This window comes from Streptomyces sp. NPDC058701, from assembly GCF_042715295.1.
GTDB lineage: Bacteria > Actinomycetota > Actinomycetes > Streptomycetales > Streptomycetaceae > Streptomyces.
In genome coordinates this window covers 279733-290198 of the sequence record NZ_JBHXSY010000001.1, presented here as the reverse complement: position 1 = coordinate 290198, position 10466 = coordinate 279733, and the positions used below count along the sequence as shown (strand labels likewise).

At 73.0% G+C, this 10466-nt stretch carries 8 protein-coding genes; 7 read left to right on the top strand and 1 reads right to left on the bottom strand.

From position 1 onward, the window contains the following. Positions 1-135 precede the first annotated feature (135 nt). Positions 136-747 (bottom strand): beta-class carbonic anhydrase, encoded by a 612-nt coding sequence (locus ACFWW8_RS01345; RefSeq protein ID WP_386521986.1) that lies wholly within the window; start codon positions 745-747, stop codon positions 136-138. A gap of 350 nt (positions 748-1097) precedes the next feature. Between ACFWW8_RS01345 and rsmH the strand changes: the two genes are divergently transcribed. The 7 genes from rsmH (at position 1098) to murD (ending at position 10440) form a co-directional block, all read left to right on the top strand. Continuing rightward, entirely contained in the window at positions 1098-2057 is a 960-nt protein-coding gene (gene rsmH / locus ACFWW8_RS01340; protein ID WP_386521983.1) for a 16S rRNA (cytosine(1402)-N(4))-methyltransferase RsmH, read from the top strand. After that, on the top strand, positions 2054-2647 hold the full coding sequence (locus ACFWW8_RS01335) for a hypothetical protein (protein WP_386521981.1): 594 nt from the start codon (positions 2054-2056) through the stop codon (positions 2645-2647). The genes rsmH and ACFWW8_RS01335 overlap by 4 nt, the downstream gene beginning before the upstream one ends. Positions 2648-2773: 126 nt before the next feature. Beyond that, positions 2774-4789, top strand: a complete 2016-nt coding sequence (locus ACFWW8_RS01330) for a peptidoglycan D,D-transpeptidase FtsI family protein (RefSeq protein WP_386521979.1) — start codon at positions 2774-2776, stop codon at positions 4787-4789. Positions 4790-4833: 44 nt separating this feature from the next. Next, a complete protein-coding gene (locus ACFWW8_RS01325; RefSeq protein ID WP_386521976.1) occupies positions 4834-6543 on the top strand; it encodes a UDP-N-acetylmuramoyl-L-alanyl-D-glutamate--2,6-diaminopimelate ligase in 1710 nt (569 codons plus the stop codon). After that, on the top strand, positions 6540-7964 hold the full coding sequence (murF, locus tag ACFWW8_RS01320; protein WP_386521973.1) for a UDP-N-acetylmuramoyl-tripeptide--D-alanyl-D-alanine ligase: 1425 nt from the start codon (positions 6540-6542) through the stop codon (positions 7962-7964). The genes ACFWW8_RS01325 and murF overlap by 4 nt, the downstream gene beginning before the upstream one ends. After that, a complete protein-coding gene (gene mraY / locus ACFWW8_RS01315; protein WP_386521970.1) occupies positions 7961-9031 on the top strand; it encodes a phospho-N-acetylmuramoyl-pentapeptide-transferase in 1071 nt (356 codons plus the stop codon). Before murF ends, mraY begins: the two co-directional genes overlap by 4 nt. Next, positions 9013-10440 (top strand): UDP-N-acetylmuramoyl-L-alanine--D-glutamate ligase, encoded by a 1428-nt coding sequence (gene murD, locus ACFWW8_RS01310; RefSeq protein WP_386521968.1) that lies wholly within the window; start codon positions 9013-9015, stop codon positions 10438-10440. Before mraY ends, murD begins: the two co-directional genes overlap by 19 nt. The last annotated feature ends 26 nt before the right edge of the window (positions 10441-10466 follow it).

Genomic DNA, 10466 nt, shown 5'->3' with positions numbered 1-10466 from the left:
GGTTCTCCTCGGCCCTTTCCCCGGGCCGATCGCCCTTGGCGCATGACCGGCCCACCCCGAAACACGGACACCGGTTCCGGGGGTTCCCGGAGGGCGTCTCCCCGCATTCTTGACGGCGCTACGGCCTCGTGTCACTCAGGAGCCGGAATGGATCTCCCGCAGGAGGCCGGTGTGCACGTCGAAGACGAAGCCTCGCACATCGTCCGTGTGCGGCAGGAAGGGGTTGGTCCGCACCCGCTGCATGGACTGGCGGACGTCCTGGTCGACGTCCCGGAACGCCTCCACGGCCCAGGCCGGGCGCTGGCCGACCTCGTCCTCCAGCTCGTGCCGGAAGTCCTCGGTCAGGCTTTCGAGGCCGCAGCCGGTGTGGTGGATGAGAATCACCGTGCGGGTCCCGAGGGCCCGCTGGCTGATGGTGAGGGAGCGGATGGTGTCGTCGGTGACCACGCCGCCCGCATTGCGGATCGTGTGGCAGTCGCCGAGTTCCAGGCCGAGGGCGGCGTGCAGGTCGAGGCGGGCGTCCATGCAGGCCACGACGGCGACGCGCAGCACCGGGCGGGCGTCCATGCCGGGGTCGGCGAACTTCGCGGCGTACCGCCGGTTCGCCTCGACCAGGCGGTCGGTGACGCCGGCACCGGAGTCCTCGGACGCGGGGTTGGCGGGCAGGGAAGCGGATGTCGTCATGGGTACGACGTTAATGGTCACGCCCGGTGCGGGCCGTTGGTGAGGACGGACAAAGAAGGTCAACCGGCCTTGGTGTGAGCTAACCCACAGGGGTGAGGTGGAGGCGCCCGTACGGGTGATTCACGGCATTTGCCGCTTCCCTCGGAGAGGGTCGCACGCCGCGCGGGGCGGTTCGTTGACCGCGGCGACCGTTGCACTAAAGTGACGCGAACCGGCCGGAGCCCGGCCCTGACCGGCCGCCCGGCCCCCGACGAACACTCCGCGTGCGCGGTGCGTACGCACGGCCCGGCCCCCTCCCGCTCACCGGCCGGCCGGGGCCGGCTTCCCCGGTGCCGCCGGACGGGTACCGCTCCCGAGCGGATGGGGGACCCGGCGGTGCGTGCGCGCGGTGCGCCGTTATCTGAGAGGGCGCTTTGACTAGCGAGTCCCGACATGTCCCGGTGATGCTCCAGCGGTGCCTGGACCTGTTGGCCCCGGCGCTGGAGAGGCCCGGGGCCGTCGTCGTCGACTGCACCCTCGGCCTCGGCGGCCACAGCGAGGCCCTGCTCACCCGCTTCCCGGAGGCGCGCCTGATCGGCCTCGACCGCGACAAGGAGGCCCTGCGGCTCTCCGGCGAACGGCTCGCACCCTTCGGCGACCGGGCCACCCTCGTCCACGCGATCTACGCCGACCTCGCCGAGGCCCTGGACGGGCTGCGCATCCGGACCGTCCAGGGCGTCCTCTTCGACCTCGGCGTCTCTTCCATGCAGCTCGACGAGGCCGACCGCGGGTTCGCGTACGCCCAGGACGCGCCGCTGGACATGCGGATGGACCAGACGACGGGCATCAGTGCCGCCGAGGTGCTCAACACCTACGCGCCGGGCGAGCTCGTGCGCATCCTGCGCCAGTACGGCGAGGAGAAGCAGGCCAAGCGGATCGTGTCCGCGGTCGTCCGGGAGCGGGAGAAGGAGCCCTTCACCAACAGCGCCCGGCTGGTCGAGCTGATCCGCGACTCCCTGCCGCAGGCGGCCAAGCGCACCGGCGGCAACCCCGCCAAGCGCACCTTCCAGGCGCTGCGCATCGAGGTCAACGGCGAGCTCTCGGGCCTGGAGCGGGCGATCCCGGCGGCGGTCGACCGGATCGCCGTCGGCGGCCGGATCGCGGTGCTCTCGTACCACTCGCTGGAGGACCGCCTGGTCAAGCAGGTCTTCGCCGCGGGCGCGACCTCCACGGCCCCGCCCGGCCTGCCGGTGGTCCCGGAGAAGTACCAGCCGAAGCTGAAGCTGCTGACGCGCGGTGCGGAACTGCCCACCGAGGAGGAGATCGCCGAGAACCGGCGGGCCGCCCCGGCACGCTGCCGCGGTGTCGAACGCATCCGGGAGGCGAAGCTGTGACGGCCGGGGGCGGCAGGGCGGGGAAGTTCGCCACACTGACGCGCGGCCGGGCGGCCCGGGTCGGCAAGGCCCTCGGCGGCCGCCCCGGCGCCCGTCCCGCGAACTCCGCCGGACAGGCGGCCCGCATGCCGTTCGTCCTGCTCGTCGTGGCCCTGCTCGGCGGCGGCCTGATCAGCCTGCTGCTGCTGAACTCGGCGCTGAACGAGGGCTCCTTCCGCTTGAGCAAGCTGAAGAAGGAGACCACCGTCCTCACCGACGAGGAGCAGGCGCTCCAGCGCGACGTCGACGCCTACTCCGCCCCCGACGCGCTACAGCGCCGGGCGCAGGAGCTGGGCCTGGTCCCCGGCGGCAGCCCGGTCTTCATCAGCCCGGACGGCAAGGTCGCCGGCGCCGCCGCCCCGGCCGAGGCCCCGACCCCGACCCCGCCGCCGTCCCCGGCACCCTTCCAGGGCCAGGCACCGGCCCCGAACCCCTCCCAGACCCCGGGCGCGCCGCCCCAGGCCGGGTCGCCCTCCGCCTCCGCCCCACCGGCGTCCCCGGCGGCCGCCCCCGCCGGTTCCCAGCAGCCCAGCCAGCCCCCCGGAAGGTGACGTCGTGACGCGGACCCCTGCGGGATCCACCCCCGCCCCGCCCGCCCCCGGAGCGGGGCGGAGCCCCCGGAACCCGGGCACGGACCCGCTCCGCGGCGCCCCCCGCCGCCCCTCCGGGGGCGCGGCGTGAGCCCGCAGGAGCCGCCGCGCAGGCGGGTCCCCGGTCCCGGGCGGCCGCGCCCGGGGGACCGGGCCCGCGCCGCGGGCGGCGCGCGCCCCGCGTCCCGGCCCGCGACCCGCCGCCCCGCGGCCGGCCCGTCCAGGCCGCACACCATCCGGCTCGGCAGCCCCAGGCCCCGGCTGCGCCTGGTCGGCGTCGGCCTGACCCTCGTCATGCTCGCCTTCGTGGTCCGGCTGCTCCAGGTCCAGGCCGTGGACGCCCCGGCCTTCTCGGCCGAGGCCTCCAAGAACCGCTACACCAGCGTCCGACTGGCCGCCGAGCGCGGCGAGATCACCGACCGCAAGGGCGTGGCCCTGGCCACCAGCGTCGACGCGTACGACATCACCGCCGACCCGAAGATGTTCACCCCGCAGGACAGCAAGGCCCCGGACGCCCCCGAGCAGGCCGCGGCCCTCCTCGCGCCCATCCTCGGCAAGGACGCCGCGGAGCTCGCCGCGCGGCTGAAGACGCCGAACACCCGCTACGTCGTGATCGCCTACCGCCAGACCCCCCAGGTCTGGAACCAGATCAAGGACCTCAAGCGGGTCTTCGCGGACAAGGCGGCCGCCGACAAGCGCAACAACGGTCCCGGCGCCAACGTCCTGGCCGGCGTGTTCAACGAGAACAGCAGCAAGCGCGTGTACCCGGGCGGCGACCTCGCCGCCGGGATACTGGGGTACGTCAACGCCGAGGGCAAGGGCGGCGGCGGCCTGGAGTCCTCCCTCGACAAGAAGCTGTCCGGCAAGGACGGCGAGGTCACCTACGCCCAGTCCGGCGGCCGCCGCGTGCCCACCGCCGGATCCAGCGAGAAGCCCGCCGTACCCGGCGAGGACATCGAGCTGACCATCGACCGCGACATCCAGTGGGCGGCCCAGAGCGCCATCGCCGAGCAGGTCGAGAAGTCCGGCGCCGACCGCGGCTACGTCATCGTCCAGGACACCGGCACCGGCGAGATCCTCGCCATGGCCAACGCCCCCGGCTTCGACCCCAACGACCTGACCCGCGCCCGCTCCACCGCCATGGGCAACGCGGCGCTCCAGGACGTGTACGAGCCGGGATCCACCGCCAAGGTGATGTCCATGGCCGCCGTACTGGAGGAGAAGAAGGCCACCCCCGGCACCCACGTGGAGGTCCCCAACCGGCTCCACCGCGGGGACCGGCTCTTCAAGGACGACATCGACCACCCGACCTGGTACCTGACCCTCAACGGCGTCCTCGCCAAGTCCTCCAACATCGGCACCATCCTGGCCACCGGGCAGCTCGGCCCCACCCAGCCCGAGGCCAACAAGGTGCTGCACTCCTACCTCACCAAGTTCGGCATGGGACAGCCCACCGGCCTGGACTACCCCGGCGAGTCCCGCGGCATCCTCGCCGCGCCGGAGGCCTGGTCCACTTCGCAGCAGTACACGATCCCCTTCGGCCAGGGCATGTCCCTCAACGCCATGCAGGCGGCCTCCGTGTACTCGACCATCGCCAACGGCGGGGTCCGGATCGAGCCGACCCTCGTGCGCGGCACCAAGGGCCCCGACGGCCGCTTCACCCCCGCCCCGGCCCCGGAACGGAGCCAGGTGGTCAGCAAGGAGACCGCCAAGACCCTCGCCGAGATGCTCGAATCCGTGGTCGACGACCAGGACGGCACCGGCACCAAGGCCCGCATCCCCGGCTACCGGGTCGGCGGCAAGACCGGCACCTCCAACCGGGTGGATCCGGCCACCGGCCGCTACAAGGGCTACACCGCCTCCTTCGCCGGGTTCGCACCCGCGGACAAGCCCCGCGTCACCGTCTACTGCGCCATCCAGAACCCCACCAAGGGCAGCTACTTCGGCGGCCAGATCTGCGGCCCCATCTACAAGAAGGTCATGGAGTTCGCCCTCAAGACCCTCCAGGTCGCCCCCACCGGAACCGCCCCCGCCGGACTCCCGGTCACCTTCGAACCCGGCCCGCAGCCCGCCCAGCAGCCCAGTCCGCAGCCCGGTCGGTGACCCCCAGCCCGACCGGCCCGCCAGAAATGCGTGAGGCACCACCAGTGACAACGATCACCCCGAAACCCGGGAACCAGCCGACCGCCGGCACCGGGGCCGGGCCCTCGCTTCGCGAGCGGCCCGCCGCGCCCGGTACGCTCACCGCCGTGTCCCACGCTGATCAGCCCAGAACCACCCAGAAGGACGCCCCGGCAGTGCCGCCTGGAGCGCCCCGGCCCGAGTCCGCCAGCCCGACGCCACTGGGCGCCCTGGCAGCGCTGCTGGGCCTGCCGGAACCGGCCGCCACACAGATCACCGGCATCACCCACGACTCCCGTGCGGTGCGCCCCGGAGACCTGTACGCGGCCCTGGCGGGCGCCCGCACCCACGGCGCCGACTTCGCCGCCCAGGCCGCCGGCCTCGGCGCCGCCGCCGTGCTGACCGACCCCGCGGGGGCGGAGCGCGCCGCCGCGACCGGACTGCCGGTCCTGACCGCCCCGGACCCGCGCGGCCGGATGGGCGAGCTGGCCGCGGCGATCTACGGGCGGCCCGGCGAGGGCCTGCTCCAGATCGGCATCACCGGCACCTCCGGCAAGACCACCACGGCGTACCTCGTCGAGGGCGGGCTCCGGGCCGCCGGCCGCAGCACCGGGCTCGTCGGCACCGTCGAGATGCGCATCGGCGACGAGCGCATCAAGTCGGAGCGGACCACCCCCGAGGCCACCGACCTGCAGGCCCTGTTCGCCGTCATGCGCGAACGCGGGGTCGAGGCCGTCGCCATGGAGGTCTCCAGCCACGCCCTGGTGCTCGGGCGCGTGGACGGCTGCGTCTTCGACGTCGCCGTCTTCAACAACCTGAGCCCGGAGCACATGGAGTTCCACTCCGGCATGGAGGACTACTTCCAGGCGAAGGCGGGGCTGTTCACCGCGCGCCGCGCCCGCCTCGGCGTGGTCAACCTCGACGACGAGTACGGCCGCCGCCTCGCCAAGGAGGCGGCGATCCCGGTCACCACCTTCTCCGCCACCGGGGACCCGGCCGCCGACTGGCGTGCCGAGGACGTGGTGTTCGGCCCGGCGAGCTCCACCCTGACCCTGACAGGCCCCGACGGACAGCGCGTCCGGGCCACCGCGCCGCTGCCCGGCCCGTTCAACGTCGCCAACACCGTCGCCGCGATCGTCACCCTCGCCGCCGCCGGCATCGACCCGCAGACCGCCGCCGACGGCGTCGCCGCGGTCCCCGGGGTCCCCGGCCGGCTGGAGCGGGTGGACGCGGGGCAGCCGTACCTCGCCGTCGTCGACTACGCCCACAAGACGGACGCCGTCGAGTCCGTCCTGCGCGCCCTGCGCGAGGTCACCGAGGGCCGGCTGCACCTCGTGCTCGGCTGCGGAGGCGACCGCGACACCACCAAGCGCGGCCCCATGGGCGCCGCGGCCGCCCGGTACGCCGACACCGCCGTCCTGACCTCCGACAACCCGCGCTCCGAGGACCCCCTCGCGATCCTCGCCGCGATGCTCGAAGGCGCCGTGTCCGTACCCCCCGCCGAGCGCGGCACCGTCCTGGTCGACGCCGACCGGGCCGCGGCCATCGCCGCCGCCGTGGCGCGCGCCGAGCCCGGGGACACCGTCCTGGTGGCGGGCAAGGGCCACGAGCAGGGCCAGGAGACCGCGGGCACCGTACGCCCCTTCGACGACCGCACGGTGCTCCGCGCCGCGATCGAACGCCAGGCTGCGCAGAGCAGAGCAACGAACGCCCCACAGGCCGAGGTGAACCAGTGATCGACCTCTCCCTCGCCGAGATCGCCGACATCACCGGCGGGCGGCCCCACGACATACCGGATCCGTCGGTGCGGATCAGCGGGCCCGTCGTCATCGACTCCCGCCAGGTGGAGGCCGGCAGCCTCTTCGCCGCCTTCGACGGCGAGTACGTCGACGGCCACGACTACGCGGAGCGCGCGGTCGCCGCGGGCGCGGCGGCCGTCCTCGCGGCCCGGCCCGTCGGCGTGCCCGCCGTCGTCGTGCCCGACGTCGAGAAGGCGCTCGGCGCCCTCGCCCGGGCCGTCGTCGAACGCCTCGGCACCGACGTGGTGGCCCTGACGGGCTCCGCCGGCAAGACGTCCACCAAGGACCTCATCGCCCAGGTGCTCCAGACCCACGCCCCCACCGTGTGGACGCCCGGCTCCCTCAACAACGAGATCGGCCTGCCGCTCACCGCGCTGAAGGCCACCGCGGAGACCCGGCACCTGGTGCTGGAGATGGGGGCCCGGGGGATCGGCCACATCGCCTACCTCACCGGCCTGACCCCGCCGCGCATCGGGCTCGTGCTGAACGTCGGAACCGCCCACATCGGCGAGTTCGGCGGCCGGGAGCAGATCGCGCTGGCCAAGGGCGAGCTGGTCGAGGCACTGCCGTCCGAGGCCGAGGGCGGCATCGCCGTGCTCAACGCCGACGACCCGCTCGTACGCCCCATGTCCGCCCGCACCAAGGCCCGTACGGTGCTCTTCGGCGAGGCCGAGGACGCCGACGTACGGGCCACCGACGTCCGCATGACGGACGCGGGACAGCCCTCCTTCACACTCCACACACCCACCGGGTGCGGCGAAGTGACCTTGCGGCTGTACGGTGAGCACCACGTGTCGAACGCGCTCGCCGCGGCCGCCGTCGCCCATGTACTGGGCATGTCCGTCGAGGAGATCGCCACCGCGCTCTCCGGGGCGGGCACCTTGTCCCGGTGGCGGATGGAAGTCACCGAGCGGGCGGACGGCGTGACGATCGTCAACGACGCCTACAACGCGAACCCGGAGTCCATGCGGGCCGCTCTGCGCGCACTTGCCGCGATGGGGGGCTCCGCGCGGGCCGGCGGGGGACGCACGTGGGCGGTGCTCGGCCCCATGGCCGAGCTCGGTGACGCATCGCTCGCCGAACACGACGCGGTGGGACGGCTTGCCGTCCGGCTCAACGTGAGCAAGCTCGTCGCAGTCGGGGGCAGGGAAGCGTCCTGGTTGCAACTGGGCGCATATAACGAGGGTTCGTGGGGTGAGGAGTCGGTGGTCGTGTCCGACGCGCAGGCGGCGGTCGACCTGTTGCGCAGTGAGCTGCGCCCGGGTGACGTCGTGCTGGTGAAGGCTTCGAGGTCGATCGGTCTGGAGCGGGTCGCGCTGGCATTGCTGGAGCGCGAGGGCGGGGTCGCCGACCGATGAGGCAGATCCTGTTCGCCGGAGTCATCGGCCTGTTCCTGACCCTCGTCGGCACCCCGCTGCTGATCAAGCTGCTGGCCCGCAAGGGCTACGGCCAGTTCATCCGCGACGACGGCCCCCGCGGCCACGCCGGGAAGAAGGGCACGCCCACCATGGGCGGCATCTCCTTCATCCTGGCGACGCTCATCGCGTACGCCCTGACGAAGGTCATCACCGGCGAGCCGGTGAGCCTCTCGGGCCTGCTCGTGCTGTTCCTCATGGCGGGCATGGGCGTCGTCGGCTACCTCGACGACTACATCAAGATCGTCAAGCGGCGGTCGCTCGGCCTGCGGGCCAAGGCGAAGATGTCCGGGCAGCTGATCGTCGGCATCGCGTTCGCGGTGCTCGCGCTCCAGTTCAAGGACTCGCGCGGGCTTACCCCGGCCTCCATGAAGCTGTCGTTCGTCACGGACTTCGGCTGGTCGATCGGCCCGGTGCTGTTCGTGGTCTGGGCCCTGTTCATGATCCTGGCTATGTCCAACGGCGTGAACCTGACCGACGGTCTGGACGGCCTGGCCACCGGCGCCGCCGTGATGGTCTTCGGCGCCTACACCTTCATCGGCGTCTGGCAGTACCAGGAGTCCTGCGCCAACGCGCAGACCCTGCCGTACCCGAACGCCTGCTTCGAGGTACGAGATCCCCTCGACCTGGCCGTCGTCGCCTCCGCCCTGATGGGCGCCTGCTTCGGCTTCCTGTGGTGGAACACCTCGCCCGCGAAGATCTTCATGGGCGACACCGGCTCGCTGGCCCTCGGCGGCGCGCTCGCCGGCCTCGCGATCTGCTCCCGCACCGAGTTCCTGATGGCGCTCCTCGGCGGTCTCTTCGTCCTCATCACCATGTCGGTCGTCATCCAGGTCGGCTCCTTCAAGCTGACTGGCAAGCGCGTCTTCCGGATGGCACCGCTGCAGCACCACTTCGAACTCAAGGGGTGGTCCGAAGTCCTCGTGGTGGTCCGCTTCTGGATCATCCAGGGCATGTGCGTGATCGTGGGTCTCGGTCTCTTCTACGCGGGATGGGCAGCGGACAAGTGACGTCCTGGCAGGGCAAGAACATCACCGTCGCCGGTCTCGGCGTGAGCGGCGTCAGCGCCGCCCGCGCCCTGGCCGGCTTCGGCGCATCCGTGACCGTCGTCGACGGCGGCGACAGCGAGGGCCACCGCGCCCGCGCCGCGGAGCTGGAGGCCGCCGGGATCGCGGTGCGCCTCGCGGACGCGGAGACCCTGCCCGAGGGGACCGACCTGGTCGTCACCTCGCCCGGCTGGAAGCCCGACAGCCCGCTCTTCGCGGCGGCCGCGGAGGCAGGCGTCGACGTGGTCGGCGACGTGGAGATCGCCTGGCAGCTGCGCGGCGAGAACGCCGCCCCCTGGCTCGCCATCACCGGGACCAACGGCAAGACCACCACCACCCAGATGCTGGCGTCGATCCTCAAGGCCGCCGGCCTGCGGACCGCGGCCGTCGGCAACATCGGGACCCCGATCATCGACGTGGTGCTCCAGGAGGGCGCGTACGACGTGCTCGCCGTCGAGCTCTCCAGCTACCAGCTGCACTGGGCGCCGTCCCTGCGCGCCCACTCCGCGGCCGTGCTCAACCTGGCGCCCGACCACCTCGACTGGCACGGCTCGATGGAGGCGTACGCCGCCGACAAGGGCCGCATCTACGAGGGCAACACGGTCGCCTGCGTCTACAACGTCGCCGACCGGGCCACCGAGGACCTCGTGGTGGAGGCCGACGTCGAAGAGGGCTGCCGGGCCATCGGCTTCACGCTCGGAGCCCCCGGCCCCTCCATGCTCGGCGTGGTCGACGGCATCCTCATCGACCGCGCGTTCGTCGCCGACCGGCACAAGAACGCGCAGGAGCTGGCGCAGGTCGAGGACGTCAACCCGCCCGCCCCGCACAACATCGCCAACGCCCTCGCCGCGGCCGCCCTGGCCCGCGCCTTCGGCGTGGAACCGCGCGCGGTCCGCGACGGGCTGCGCAACTTCCGCCCGGACGCCCACCGCGTCGCGTACGTGGACGAGGTCGACTCCGTCACGTACATCGACGACTCCAAGGCCACCAACACGCACGCCGCGGAGGCCTCTCTGGCGGCCTTCGAGCCGGTCGTGTGGATCGCCGGGGGCCTCGCCAAGGGCGCGACCTTCGACGAGCTCGTACGGAAGTCCGCGAAGCGGCTGCGCGCCGTCGTGCTGATCGGCGCCGACCGGGCGCTGATCGCCGAGGCGCTGGCGCGACACGCGCCCGAGGTCCCGGTCACCGACCTCGACCGGACCGACACTGGGGCGATGCCCGCGGCGGTGCGGGAGGCGGCCCGGCTCGCCGAGCCCGGCGACACGGTCCTGCTGGCGCCCGCCTGCGCATCCATGGACATGTTCGCGAACTACAACAAGCGCGGGGACGCGTTCGCCGACGCGGTGCGCGAACTGGCCGCCGAGAGCGCCTAGGCCGAAGGCTCCGCAACGGGTTCCCT